A 12,820-nucleotide genomic window follows, 5' to 3' on the forward strand; every position below is an offset into this window, starting at 1 on the left:
AAATATACAAGCAGCTACCTATTACAGTAAACATCTTACTTACAGCAGCTTACACCAACTTAAAAAATCCACTTTATCTTGGCTTAGCGTACAAGTGCTCATGCTAGCAACACCCGGAATTACGCTCTGCAAGAGCGATAGGCAAGGCGTTGTATGCGGCAGTATCGAAAAGCTAGCTGTGCTTATAGTTCGCGTCCAGTGGTCCAGCCTAGCTTGCCAAGAAAATCCCAGAGTACTACCCCAGCCGCCACGCTTACGTTCAGCGAGTGTTTGGTACCGAACTGCGGTATTTCCACCGCGGCATCGCAAAAAGCCAGTACCTCGTCTTCCACCCCAAACACCTCGTTGCCCATCACCAGCGCATAAGGCCGAGATGGATCGGGTTGGAACGTGGGCAGCGCCTGGCTGGTAGTTGTTTGCTCTACTGCCACCAGCACGTAGCCCGCCGCTTTGAGTTGCTGAAGCGCCTCCAGCGTGGTAGCAGCATATTCCCAGTTCACTGACTCCGTGGAGCCCAGCGCCGTCTTGGTTATTTCGCGTTGGGGAGGGCGCCCCGTAATACCGCAAAGCCAGATTTTTTCGATGGCAAACGCATCCGCGGTACGGAAGGCGGCCCCCACATTGTGGAGGCTGCGCACGTTGTCGAGGACTAGGGTCAGGGGGAATTTTCGCGTATTTTTGAAGTCTGCCACCGTTAGTCGGTTCAGCTCTTCCATCGAGAGTTTGCGCATGTGTGCAAAGGTAGGAACGCAGCCGTAGGTGGCTGCTGTTAACTTGCCAAACCGCTGTAACACCAAGCGCCAGCTTGGTGAGTCGTTGCAAGACTACCGTCGTGACGATGCCCGTGCCGAGTACCCAACGACTCACCGAGCTGGCGCTTGGTGTTACATTCTGCCCTAGTGAAAACAAGTACTGCTGCCCCCGATAAGAAACCCATCCGCATGCACGGCTCGCTTGGCCCCGCTCCTGTGGCCGACACGCCGCTCATGAAGCAATACTACCAACTCAAGCAGCAGCACCCCGGCGCGGTCCTGTTGTTCCGGGTCGGTGACTTCTATGAGACCTTTGGTGAAGATGCCGTTACGGCGTCGCGCATCCTGGATATAACGCTCACCAAGCGTGGGGCGGGCACCTCGTCGGAGGTAGCGCTTGCCGGTTTTCCCCATCACGCCCTCGACAACTACCTGCCCAAACTGGTGCGAGCAGGTCAACGGGTGGCTATCTGCGACCAACTCGAAGATCCCAAGCAAGCCAAGGGCCTGGTTAAGCGCGGTATCACGGAGCTAGTTACGCCCGGCCTTAGCCTGCACGACAACGTGCTGGAACGCCGTTCCAACAACTACCTCTGCGCCATTCATTTCGGCAAGCAAGAAGCTGGCATCAGCTTCCTCGATATCAGCACCGGCGAGTTTCTGGTGGCGCAGGGTACAGTAGAATACTTAGGGAAGCTGCTTCAAAACTTTCAGCCAGCCGAGGTACTGTTTTGCAAGAAGAGCCGCCAGGAATTCGAAGGGCATTTCGGCCCCGATTATTGCCATTATGCGCTGGATGAGTGGGTTTTCGGGTTCGACTATGGGTATGAAACCCTTACCCGCCACTTCAACACCACCTCGCTGAAGGGCTATGGCATTGATGCGTTGCGCGAAGGCATTACGGCGGCCGGCTGCATCCTGCACTACCTCGCCGAAACCAAGCACACCGATGTAGGGCACATTGGTAGCATTGGCCGTTTAGAGGAAGACAAGTACGTGTGGCTCGACCGGTTCACGGTGCGCAACCTGGAATTGGTGCACGCCCAACACCCCGGCGGCGTACCACTCATCGACATCCTCGATCAAACCGTAACGCCTATGGGTGCCCGTTTGCTCCGCAAATGGATCGTATTGCCCCTCAAAGAGCCCGCCCAGATTCAGCGCCGCCTGGATACGGTAGAGGCGCTGTTACAAACGCCTGAGTTGCTGGAAAGCCTGCTACAGCATCTGCGTCAAATCAATGACCTGGAACGGCTTATATCGAAAGTGGCGGTGCGGCGCATCAACCCGCGCGAACTGCTTCAGTTGGCCCGCGCTCTAGAAGCCATTGCGCCGATGCGCGAGCAGCTAGCGGCATCGGGCATCAAAGCCCTACTTAAGCTAGCCGACCAACTGAATCCCTGCTCTGCGTTGCGAGAGGAAATCCAATCGAAAATCCGGCCCGATGCGCCGCTGCTAACCAACCAAGGCGGCGTGCTCAACGACGGTGTAGATAAAGAGCTGGATGAATTGCGTGGCATTGCCTTTTCGGGCAAAGACTACCTATTTCAGCTACAGCAACGGGCCGTGCAGGAAACTGGTATTTCCAGCCTGAAAGTGGCCTACAACAAGGTATTCGGCTACTACCTCGAAGTTACGAATGCCCACAAAGACAAGGTGCCGGCTACCTGGATTCGGAAGCAAACTTTGGTAAATGCCGAGCGCTACATCACCGAGGAACTGAAAGTATACGAGGAAAAAATTCTGCACGCCGAAGACCGGTTGTTCGTCATCGAGCAAAACATCTACAACGACCTCGTGCTATCGGCTGCCGAGTATGTCACGCAGATTCAGCAAAACGCCCGCGCCATTGGTGTGGCCGACTGTTTGGCTTCGTTTGCAGCCACTGCTCGCCAGCACCGCTACGTGAAGCCTACCGTCGACGACAGCACCATCCTCAATATCAAAGCAGGTCGGCATCCGGTTATCGAACGCCAACTGCCGCCTGGCGAACAATACATTCCGAACGATATACACCTCGACCAGGAAGATCAGCAGATTGTGGTAATTACTGGCCCCAACATGGCGGGCAAATCGGCCTTGTTGCGCCAAACGGCCTTGATCGTGCTGCTGGCTCAAATCGGTTCGTTCGTGCCTGCCGACGCGGCCACCATCGGCATTATCGATAAAATTTTCACCCGCGTGGGAGCCTCTGATAACCTGAGCAAGGGCGAAAGCACGTTCATGGTGGAAATGACGGAAACGGCCAGCATTCTTAATAATCTGTCCGACCGAAGCTTAGTGTTGATGGACGAAATCGGGCGTGGCACGAGCACCTACGACGGCATCAGCATTGCCTGGGCCTTAGTCGAGCACTTGCACAACAATCCTAAGGCTCGCGCCAAAACGCTTTTTGCCACCCACTATCACGAGCTGAATCAGCTTGCCGACGACTGCCCTCGGGTGCGAAACTATAATGTGGCTGTGCGCGAAGCCGATGGCCGCATCCTGTTCCTGCGCAAGCTTCAGGAAGGAGGGTCCGAGCATAGTTTCGGTATTCATGTGGCCCGGATGGCTGGTATGCCTACTTCCGTTGTGCTACGTGCCAACGAAATCATGCACCATTTAGAGCAGGAACGCGCCAGCGCTGGCCTTGACACCGATGCTCCCACCGCATTCGATGAAGTGCTTGCGGGCCTAGATGAGGAGCAGCAAGAAGGAAAAGTACTTCCGCTGAATGGCACAACAAGCGCAGCCGTTGCCAGCCAGCGAGGTCCCGTACTACAGCCCGCAGCCGCTGTACATACTGCCCCCCGCCCTAGTTTGCAACTCAGTATGTTTGAGCCTGCTGACCCCGCTATAGAGCGAGTTAGAGAACTGCTTCAAGCACTTGATGTAAACACGATGAGTCCCATCGAAGCCCTTTTGAAGCTAAACGAATTGAAGCTGACGTTGGGAGGAAAGTAACCGTTGTGCGTGGCCTGATGATGTCGGACCACGCACAGCTGATCTTGCCTGAAAAACAGCTTCTCACCAGCTGCTACAAGTAAAACACACGCTTATAACGGAGGGCTGATTGAAAATTTTTCTCCCTGAAAATCAGCAAAAACCGCTTAAACAGTAGCGAAAATCAGACTTTTTTTGAGGCGTACCCTTGACAAGCCGATTTCCTGTAGTACCTTTGTCACACCAAAACGCTACTACGGTGGCTGAATCAAGCGAGAGTAGCTCAGTTGGTAGAGCGCGACCTTGCCAAGGTCGAGGTCGCGAGTTCGAACCTCGTCTCCCGCTCAAAGAGGATGTTGCCCCGCAGCATCCTCTTTTTGTTTTTGGCTACAAAGGTTTGGCCCCATACCTTTGCGCAACCACCAACATGCCGGAGTGGTGGAACTGGTAGACACGAGGGACTTAAAATCCCTTGCTTTCACGAGCGTACGGGTTCGATTCCCGTCTCTGGTACTAAAAGCCTCTCTGCAACATGCAGAGAGGCTTTTTTCATATAGTTTACTCTCTGCTCACGTTCTGGACCATAGAAGATTCAAGCTATGGTGGGTAGTCGGTGTGCTTTACTAACACAATAGCTGGCCGAGACTTACCCTACTCTCTGCGAGCGGCTTCCCATCCTACCAGAGCCTGCTTACGCACGTTGCCCCATCGGTAGCCACCGGGGCCGCCGTGCTGCTGAATGACGCGGTGGCAGGGTATCAGGTAGCCGATGGCATTAGCTCCTATGGCCCCTCCTACAGCCTGACTGGCGCTAGGCTGTCCAATTGCTGCTGCCACGTTCCGATAGGAGACCAGCGCACCACTTGGAATACGCAGCAAAGCCTCCCAAACTTTGATTTGAAAATTTGTGCCTTTCAAAAGCAGATTAAATGGCTTATTTGAGCTAGAGGTCTGATGAAAAAGCAACGCCACGGTTTCGCCAGTTTTCGCATCATTTCGCTGCAAGGTGGCAGCAGGCCAAGCGGCATATAGTTGTTGTAGCGCAGCTTCTTGCTCACTGGCTGCCTGAAATGAAAGGCCGCAAATACCTCTGTCAGTGAGACTGAGCAGACACTCCCCAAATGGTGTGGGGTGGAAACCGTAGTAGACGACCATACCAGCGGCCTGCGACTTGTACTCTGTTGGAGTCATGGCCTCATACGTCACAAACAGGTCGTGAAGACGGCTAGGGCTGGAAAGCCCTGTTTGGTAGGTAGCAGCAAGTAAGTCGTCAGATTCAAACAACATCTGCTTCGCGTATTCCTTGGTAAGGAACCGCATAAACCGCTGTGGGCTGGTACCGGCCCACCGAGTGAATAGCCGGCTGAAGTGGAATGGGCTAATATGGACATGTGCGGCAATGTCCTCTAGGGTGGGTTGCTGCGTGTGGTGCTTTGCAATAAAGGCTATGGCTTGCTCCACACGAGCATAGTCCAAACCAGATTGCGAGAGAAGAGTAGCGGACATGAGAGCTAAAACAAGTGTGCTACCAAAAGTACCAGCCCAGGCATTCCACCTCAATCCGAATCTTGCGGTGTTTTAACTACATAAAAACACCAGCTGTATCTTCCTCATTAGCAATTCATTGTTTGATGCAAGCAAACATTCTATGTGGCAGTTAAGTCCGGCTTCATAACACTTTGATGCAACCGCAGCTTAACATACCAAGACAACGGACCAGCCACAATCTTATGCTAAGCCACTAAGTCCGAAGGATAGATGGGTTCCGTATCAGTACATCAGCCGCTGCATCAAGCAAACAACCCTTATATTTCGCTACATAAGCTATAAATTTCAGTCTTTTTTTACATTCACCTATCTTATGTCCAATCCAGGGGCGCTTACTTGTTTGGTCATTGACGATGATACAATGAACCGGCTCACGCTGGAGCATTACATCGGCCTGACGGAGTCGTTGCAGTTGGTAGCTTCTCTGAACGATGGCGCACAGGGTCTAAACTTCTTTCGGGCGGGCAATAAAGTGGATCTGCTATTTCTGGATGTGGAGATGCCCAATCTCAGCGGCCTGGAATTACTACGCGTACTCACCGATCCACCGGAAGTAATCCTGGCCACTTCCTACGAGCACTTCGCTGTGGATGCCTTTGCTCTGCGCGTTACCGACTATCTCGTGAAGCCTTTCGACTACGCACGCTTCAGTCAGGCTGTACAGCGCGTGTTGGAACGCAGGCCTATGTCCACAGTGCAGCCCGTACCTGTGCCCCCCGTAGCGCCTCCATCTTCCGACTTGTTTGTGAAGGTAAACAACCGCATGGTGCGCCTCAATTTCGATGAAGTGCTTTACATCGAGGCGTTGTCGGACTACGTTACTATTGTGACGTTACGTCAGAAGCACATTGTTTACACTACCCTGAAATCCTTCGCCGCACGCTTGTCTTTCGACCATTTTGTGCGTGTGCATCGCTCCTACATCCTGAACATGAAGCATGTGGAATCGATTGAAGACAACACGGCTCGCCTACCCGGTGGTCATCAGATACCTATCGGGGTGTCTTATCAAGAAGCGTTTTTCCGCAACCTTAATCGGTTTTAGTGCTTGCATGTACCCAACGCCGTGAATACGAGCAGATCTACTCTATTTAGAGTACCAATACCCCCCACAGATTACTCATTGCAACTAGTACGCTAGCCGACGGTCAGCTGTAATGCAGCGCATACCCGCTCCAGCAAACCGCTTAGATGACGCGCTGCTAATTGGCGCGCTTCCGGTGTGGTATGGTGAGGTTCCTCTAGCGTATGCAAGTCATCAAAGGCGGCTGATACCTGGAACAGCTTCAAGGAAGATTTCAGCTTATGAGCCAGTGTAGATAGCGCCAACCAGTCTTTAGCAGCCGCGGCCGCTGCTAAGTCAGTAGCTACAACGGGCACTTCCGTCAGGAACACATCTATCATGCGCCGCATAAACTCTTGATTGCCGTGGGCATTACGCTCTAGCTGGGCTAAATCAAAAAGTGGAGTAGCCAGGGAAGGACGTCCGATAGGAACGGGCTGAGCAATGGGCGTTGCGGGTACACTTAGCAAGCCGTCGGAGGGTGCGAGTTGAGCCACTAGCTTATTGTAAAGGTCGGCCTCTTCGAAAGGCTTTGTCAGGCAGTCGTTCATACCGGCCTGTAGGTACCGCTCCCGGTCGGCCCGGAAGGCATTGGCTGTGAGAGCAATAATAGGAATTTGAGCTCTTTCAGGATCTGGGCATTGCCGAATAGCCTCCGTAACGGCAAGCCCACTCATGCCGGGCATCTGAATGTCCATTAGCACCAAATCGTAGCTGCGCGCTTGAAACAAAGCCAGAGCATCAGGACCGTTTACGGCGCTGTCTACGGCAATGCCCCAGTTTTTCAAGACCAGGGTAGTCAGTTGCCGGTTGGTAGCACTGTCCTCGGCCAAGAGCACACGAGTACCGCGCAAGCGCTGGTAATCTGGGGCGGCGGGCAACGGAGCCGCTTGCTGGTTTGAAGCTTTCAGCAACGTCAACGTAAAGGAAAACCACGTACCCTGGCCTGGTACGCTAGACAATTCCAGTTCGCCACCTAGTTGTTCTACCAAACTCCGACTGATGGTGAGGCCCAAACCGGTACCTCCGAAGCGGCGGGAAGTATCGGCATAAGCTTGCGTGAAGTTTTCGAAGATTTGCTGCTGCTTGTCAAGCGGGATACCGATGCCGGTGTCGCGCACCCAGAACCGGATAGTGACGGCAGCGGCAGTGTCGCGGAGCACGTCGCAGCCGAGCGTTACGCTTCCATGCTCCGTGAACTTGATGGCATTAGAAAGCAAGTTGAGCAGTACCTGATTAAGCCGATACGGGTCGCTGAGAACCACTGGCTCAGTAAGCGTGAGAGGCTGAATATCGAATAACAGATTCTTTTCGGCTGCTCGATAGGCCAGCGTTTGCGCGGCTGTCCGAATGGATTTACCCAGGTCGAACGCAATGTGTTCGAGTTCAAGCTTGCCTGCCGTAATCTTAGCCATATCTAGCACATCGTTGAGAACGGCCAGCAAATTGCGCCCCGATGCCAGAATGGTATCCAGATATTGCCGCTGCTGCACGTCGAGAGGAGTTTTGGCCAAAAGCCCAGCCATGCCCAGTACCCCATTCATGGGCGTCCGGATTTCGTGGCTCATGTTGGCCAAAAAGTTCTCCTTGGCCCGTGCGTTGACTTCGGCCTCCCGCTTGGCCCGGCGCAACTCCCGCTCGGCTTGTACTCGCTCCGTAATTTCCTGTCCGTACGCTACTACATAAGGCTCCTGCCCTAGCTCATCGACCCGGAAGTTATTGAAAAGGATATAGTGCTGCTCATCGTGCTGATTCACTATTTTCATCACTCCTTGGCTGTGCTTGCTCACCCTGATTTCTGCCAGATACTGCTCTACGCCAGCGTGGAGCTCTAGCGGAACTGCTTGGGCCAGGTGGCAACCAATAATGGCATCGGCAGGCAAGCCCATTAACTCTTCTACTGCCGGATTCACTGAAAGCAAGCGCCCTTGTAAGTCGTGGGTGCCAATAAGGGCCTGGGTGTGTGCTAACAGGTCGCGGTATTGGGTGGAGCTGCGTTCCAGCGTCTGCCGGGCTTCTTTTATCTCGGTGATGTCGGTAGCAATAGTCAATACATGGACCGTACCATCAGACTGGGGCAACGGCAACTTGTTGACCTGAAACCACAGCACACTGCCATCAACCAACGAGTAGGCACTCTCCAATGATAGGGGCCGCTGGTGCTGCAACACCTCTTGATATGCCCTCTTCCACTCGTCTAGCTCTACAACTTCACTCAAGTTTAAGGATTGAGGAATGGCACTAGCTTGGCCTATTGCAGCTAGCTCGTTGAAAGTACGGTTGCGGAAGACCAGCTGTCCTTGGGCGTTGCGCACGTAAATAACGTGTGGGCTAGCATCCGTAATTTGTTGCGTAAGAGCCTGTTGTTCGTCGGCCTCAGCTTTACTTTGTATGCTGCGTACTTCGGCGGCCAGCCGTTCGGTGATATCAAGGCCGTATCCTAACAGCATGGCTGGCTGATCAGTTGGGCGCGCCATCGGCTTGAAGTAGCGCTGGTGGCTGCGTGGCCCCTCCGGATGAGGCGTTATGTCTTGCCAACTTACTACTCGGTGCTCTTCTACCACCTGATCGAGCACGCGACGCCGTTGCTCGACCAACTCTTGCGGCAACTGACAACGCTGGCAATACTCAAGTATAGTATGGCCAGGTAGCCACGCACGATCGGCCTCGTTGGGCACGGCCTGTGGGTTGGCGTAGAGGTACCGAAACTCCTGGTCTAGTACAGCTACTTCAATGGGTAATTCTTGCAGAATATCCGCGTAAAAATCTCGCTGGGCGCGTAATTGCTGCTCGCGCTGCCGGGCCGCTGCTAACTCCCGCCGTAGCTCTGCCACTTCTCCTTCGGGAGTGAATTGGCTTGGTTGGGCGGCAGAGAAGAGCGGCATAGAGGAAGCGGTAGGTTTCATAAAATAAGTACGGCACTAATATTCGTCTTCACTAAGGTAAGACCAGCACGGCAGCAACCCAGAGGGGCTGGCTGAACTATACAGCCCAGACGCCGGGCAGCCCACCTTACTCGGTCAGTAGAACAGCCATGACCTGCACTTTCTCCTCAACGAATTACAACGCCCATCTATAAGTGCAAAACAGTTCGTTCAGTTCCCTGCCGCATCCCTCACCACCAAAGCCCGTTGCCTACCCTCAATATACCATCCCGATAGTGCCTAAGCACGATAGTAGCTCACGCTGCAACACCAGAGCACCAGCCAAAGTAACAGCATGGAGTCGTATCGTTGGCTGGTTTACCTCCTATTCAGAGCAACCAGACGCATACTACTATACCCGTTGCTAAACGTCTATTGGAGCGCAACGGCAACCACAATAACGACCTGCTAGCGGCGCCCTCAGTGGCCCGCCTTACAAAAGAAGGCCACTTTTAAGGAGTATCAGATACAAGAATTCTGTGCTCCTATTTTCTCTAACAGCCAATTCTGCTGACGGAAGCCGTCCGATTCTTTACCTTTAGTGCCACCCTCCTATTTAGCTGAACGCGTATGCTTCCGTCTGTTCCAACTTCTCCTCCTGACTATCAGCAGAAAATAAAGCAGGTATTTGCTGAAGTTGGAAAAGTGGTGGTTGGGCAGCACTACATGGTAGGGCGCTTGTTGATAGGCTTGTTCACGGGGGGCCATATCTTGCTAGAAGGCGTGCCGGGCTTAGCTAAAACCCTTACCATCAGCACACTTTCTAAAGTTTTGCACTTGAATTTTCAACGGGTGCAATTCACCCCCGACCTGCTGCCCTCTGACCTGGTAGGTACCATGATTTACAATCAAAACCAGTCGGTGTTTGAAGTAAAAAAGGGACCCATTTTCGCTAACCTCGTGCTGGCCGACGAAATCAACCGTTCACCGGCCAAAGTGCAGAGTGCCTTGCTAGAGGCCATGCAAGAGAAACAGGTGACTATTGGCGAAACCACTTATCCGTTGGATCTGCCGTTTTTGGTGCTGGCCACCCAAAACCCGGTGGAACAGGAAGGCACCTACCCCTTGCCCGAGGCACAGGTCGACCGGTTCATGATGAAAGTATTCGTGGACTACTTGAAGAAGGCCGACGAGCTAGAGGTTATGCGCCGGATGGCCAATATGAGCTACGTAGGTGAAGTGAACCCCATTCTTACCAAGGAAGACATCTTTGGAATTCGCCAGCAAATCAACCAGGTACAGATTTCCGAAACTCTCGAGAAGTACATCATTGAGCTAGTGTTTGCGACTCGCAAGCCGGCTGATTACGACCTGCCTCATTTCCAGCAGTACGTGCAGTTTGGGGTAAGCCCACGCGCTAGTATTGCACTGCATCGGGCAGCTAAAGCCGTGGCGTACTTCGATGAGCGGGACTACGTGCTACCCGAGGATATTAAGGATGTGGCAGCCGATGTGCTCAACCACCGTATTCTGCTCACGTACGAGGCAGAGGCTGATGGCATCCGCACCCAGGACCTGATAGAAGCTATCTTAGGCAAGGTTCCGATTAGCTAGCCTTATGTTAAAGCCTGAGAGAACCGAAGTGAAAGGCTAAAACGCCGCAGATTTTGTCTTGGCGGAGGGCAGCATGCCCGGCTTACGGAGCGCGGGGGCCTGAAAGCTTTTGAGGGGCAGCACTACTGGAGCAGCCGACCGTTTTCCAGCAGCATGATGCGCGGGATTTTGAGTGGTGAGCCGCCCTACAATCAGCAATAGCAAGAGACAACCGGTGAGCAGCCACAGCCCCAAAGACTGAGAACTATTAGGTGCTGCTGCGCGGGAAGGCAACGGCAAACGGGTGGGAGACTGAAGCAGAACGGACATATAGTTAAGTGGCAAAACCTTCAGTATAGGGCAAGTAGCAAGTGAAGTCTGATTGCGTTCCTAGTGCGTTGGCGTTTGTTCCTGCCAAGACAAGACCAGCAGAAAAAAGGCTGCTGTAGGTCGAGCTTATTTTTAGCTACCACTCCAACTTCTCTTCTTCACACCGTTTGCTTTCCTTTGATACAATCAGGCAATACCTGCTAGAAGTCTTTGGGAGCAGTTGCAGCCCGCCGGGGCGTAAACACCCGCTGCCATTGCCGAGTAACTGTGTTTTGTATGCGGCGCAGGCCGCGCCCACGCTCCGCCAGCCGGTGCGTGGGCACTCGATACTCAGGGCGCCGCTCCCGTAGTACGTCTCCTCTCACATTTACCTCCTGCCCTTCCACTTCTTTCGCGCTAGCAAGATGGTGGGCAGTTGCTGCTTGCTGCTCCCGCTCAACAAGACGCGGCAGAACTGTTGAAACAGAAGTTGCCGTACTCTCCACGCCAGTAGCAATAATCGTTAGCAAGTCAGTGTTCTCTGTCAGAGGTGCTGTACTCACCAAAGAAGCTTCAGCGAGAGTTGCCTGTTCTGCTGCCTTAGTAGCAGACGCAGGCTCAGCAACCGCTGCATACACTGCCCTACGAGGCGGGTTCTGCGTACCTTTCACTGCTGATGAACTGGCTATCTGACCATATATAGCGGGTATGGGCCCCGGCATTGGTGGTTTGCCTGAAGCCAATGCTTGGGTGGAAGCCCGCGGAATGATGTAGGCGCTGAGGGCGGGGCTTACCAGTTGCTGGCTGGCTGTTCGGGTTTCGAGGGGTACCTCAGAAGCTGGCCGCGGCACGGGAGTTAAAGCAGGACGAGGCAGCAACCAGCCCACTGCCACCCCTAACAGCCCAACAAAAGGCAGCACAAACCCGAGCGGCACCGACCGAGGTGCACCCGGCAGCGTCGACAATCTGCTTTCTATCCCCGTCCATACCTGATGGGAAGGCGGCAGATCAAAGTCACTGAACGTGTCGCGCAACGACTGGTCCAGACGGTCATCATCAGTTTCCTGGATCATAGTCGGATGTAGTTATTCTGCCGGTGATAAAGTTGTAGCAATTGTTTGCGGGCTTTACTGAGTTGAGCTTTGGACGTGCTTTCCTGGATGTTGAGCAATTCACTGATTTCACGGTGCGAGTAGCCATCGACGGCGTATAGAAGCAAGACCAGCCGGCAGCCATCGGGCAGTTGCTCCATTAGCGCCAACACTTCTGCTACATTCAGTTGGTCGAGGGCAGAAGAGTCGGCGGCGGGTGGGTCACTTATTTCGTCGAGTGGGGCTGCTTGGTTCTGACGGCGCAGGCGGCCACTTTGCCAGTGGTTGATAGCGGTTGTAACTACTACTCGCCGAATCCACCCTTCCAAAGTGCCCTCTGCTCGAAACTCACTTAAATGGGTGAATACTTTCACGAAGGCATCCTGCAAAATGTCTTCGGCCTCTGGCAAGGACCGCGCATAGCGACGGGCCACGCCTAGCATTCGCCCTGCATAACGAGCGTACAACGCCCGTTGAGCAGCTGGTTCGCGGCGCGAGCAGCGGGCAAGCAGGGCATCGAGTTCGGCAGAAGTCGGCATGCAGAAAAGGTTCTCCCCGTAGTGGGTTGCATCAGGCAGACAAGCTAAGGCTTGAAAAGGCTGCTGCCTTGTTCTGTTTTATTTGTAGGCTCGGATGCTAGCATTCCAATGTTGATTGAAATCAACATGCTGGCAC

The 12,820-nt window shown here is 53.7% G+C and carries 9 protein-coding genes and 2 tRNA genes; 5 read left to right on the forward strand and 6 right to left on the reverse strand.

The window, feature by feature from the left end:
- Positions 1 to 182 precede the first annotated feature (182 nt).
- Positions 183 to 731, reverse strand: a complete 549-nt coding sequence (locus tag MTX78_RS20540; RefSeq protein WP_243797911.1) for an RNA methyltransferase — start codon at positions 729 to 731, stop codon at positions 183 to 185.
- A gap of 210 nt (positions 732 to 941) precedes the next feature.
- On the opposite strand from MTX78_RS20540, the gene mutS reads away from it, so the two are divergent.
- From mutS to MTX78_RS20555, 3 genes are all read left to right on the forward strand, one after another.
- Complete coding sequence (gene mutS / locus MTX78_RS20545; RefSeq protein ID WP_243802935.1) at positions 942 to 3,698, forward strand: DNA mismatch repair protein MutS; 2,757 nt, start codon at positions 942 to 944, stop codon at positions 3,696 to 3,698.
- A gap of 251 nt (positions 3,699 to 3,949) precedes the next feature.
- Positions 3,950 to 4,022, forward strand: a tRNA-Gly gene (locus MTX78_RS20550).
- An 84-nt stretch (positions 4,023 to 4,106) separates the two neighbouring features.
- Positions 4,107 to 4,190, forward strand: a tRNA-Leu gene (locus MTX78_RS20555).
- Between the two features lie 138 nt (positions 4,191 to 4,328).
- On the opposite strand, the gene MTX78_RS20560 is transcribed toward MTX78_RS20555, so the two are convergent.
- Positions 4,329 to 5,183 (reverse strand): bifunctional helix-turn-helix domain-containing protein/methylated-DNA--[protein]-cysteine S-methyltransferase, encoded by an 855-nt coding sequence (locus tag MTX78_RS20560; RefSeq protein ID WP_243797913.1) that lies wholly within the window; start codon positions 5,181 to 5,183, stop codon positions 4,329 to 4,331.
- Positions 5,184 to 5,538: 355 nt separating this feature from the next.
- Here MTX78_RS20560 and MTX78_RS20565 point away from each other — a divergent pair, with 355 nt between their 5' ends.
- Positions 5,539 to 6,270: a LytR/AlgR family response regulator transcription factor gene (locus MTX78_RS20565; RefSeq protein WP_243797915.1), complete on the forward strand. Its 732-nt coding sequence runs from the start codon at positions 5,539 to 5,541 to the stop codon at positions 6,268 to 6,270.
- A gap of 92 nt (positions 6,271 to 6,362) precedes the next feature.
- Here MTX78_RS20565 and MTX78_RS20570 read toward each other — a convergent pair whose 3' ends face one another.
- Positions 6,363 to 9,194, reverse strand: coding sequence for a PAS domain-containing hybrid sensor histidine kinase/response regulator (locus tag MTX78_RS20570; RefSeq protein WP_243797917.1), 2,832 nt, complete (start codon positions 9,192 to 9,194; stop codon positions 6,363 to 6,365).
- A gap of 588 nt (positions 9,195 to 9,782) precedes the next feature.
- Between MTX78_RS20570 and MTX78_RS20575 the strand changes: the two genes are divergently transcribed.
- Positions 9,783 to 10,766 (forward strand): AAA family ATPase, encoded by a 984-nt coding sequence (locus tag MTX78_RS20575; RefSeq protein ID WP_243797919.1) that lies wholly within the window; start codon positions 9,783 to 9,785, stop codon positions 10,764 to 10,766.
- A 36-nt stretch (positions 10,767 to 10,802) separates the two neighbouring features.
- Here MTX78_RS20575 and MTX78_RS20580 read toward each other — a convergent pair whose 3' ends face one another.
- The 3 genes from MTX78_RS20580 to MTX78_RS20590 all read right to left on the reverse strand — a co-directional run bounded on the left by MTX78_RS20580 (position 10,803) and on the right by MTX78_RS20590 (position 12,684).
- Positions 10,803 to 11,075, reverse strand: a complete 273-nt coding sequence (locus MTX78_RS20580) for a hypothetical protein (protein WP_243797920.1) — start codon at positions 11,073 to 11,075, stop codon at positions 10,803 to 10,805.
- 200 nt (positions 11,076 to 11,275) lie between these two features.
- Positions 11,276 to 12,127, reverse strand: coding sequence for a hypothetical protein (locus MTX78_RS20585; protein ID WP_243797922.1), 852 nt, complete (start codon positions 12,125 to 12,127; stop codon positions 11,276 to 11,278).
- Entirely contained in the window at positions 12,124 to 12,684 is a 561-nt protein-coding gene (locus MTX78_RS20590) for an RNA polymerase sigma factor (protein WP_243797924.1), read from the reverse strand. Before MTX78_RS20590 ends, MTX78_RS20585 begins: the two co-directional genes overlap by 4 nt.
- Between the last annotated feature and the right edge of the window lie 136 nt (positions 12,685 to 12,820).

The sequence above is a fragment of the Hymenobacter tibetensis genome (genome assembly GCF_022827545.1).
In the GTDB taxonomy this organism is placed as follows: Bacteria; Bacteroidota; Bacteroidia; order Cytophagales; family Hymenobacteraceae; genus Hymenobacter; species Hymenobacter tibetensis.

Excerpts from the sequence above, each read along its gene's own strand:
- MTX78_RS20575 (WP_243797919.1), top strand. The coding sequence starts at position 9,783 with ATGCTTCCGTCTGTTCCAACTTCTCCTCCTGACTATCAGCAGAAAATA.
- MTX78_RS20560 (WP_243797913.1), bottom strand. The coding sequence starts at position 5,183 with ATGTCCGCTACTCTTCTCTCGCAATCTGGTTTGGACTATGCTCGTGTG.
- mutS (WP_243802935.1), top strand. The coding sequence starts at position 942 with ATGCACGGCTCGCTTGGCCCCGCTCCTGTGGCCGACACGCCGCTCATG.
- MTX78_RS20540 (WP_243797911.1), bottom strand. The coding sequence starts at position 731 with ATGCGCAAACTCTCGATGGAAGAGCTGAACCGACTAACGGTGGCAGAC.
- MTX78_RS20585 (WP_243797922.1), bottom strand. The coding sequence starts at position 12,127 with ATGATCCAGGAAACTGATGATGACCGTCTGGACCAGTCGTTGCGCGAC.
- MTX78_RS20580 (WP_243797920.1), bottom strand. The coding sequence starts at position 11,075 with ATGTCCGTTCTGCTTCAGTCTCCCACCCGTTTGCCGTTGCCTTCCCGC.
- MTX78_RS20565 (WP_243797915.1), top strand. The coding sequence starts at position 5,539 with ATGTCCAATCCAGGGGCGCTTACTTGTTTGGTCATTGACGATGATACA.
- MTX78_RS20590 (WP_243797924.1), bottom strand. The coding sequence starts at position 12,684 with ATGCCGACTTCTGCCGAACTCGATGCCCTGCTTGCCCGCTGCTCGCGC.
- MTX78_RS20570 (WP_243797917.1), bottom strand. The coding sequence starts at position 9,194 with ATGAAACCTACCGCTTCCTCTATGCCGCTCTTCTCTGCCGCCCAACCA.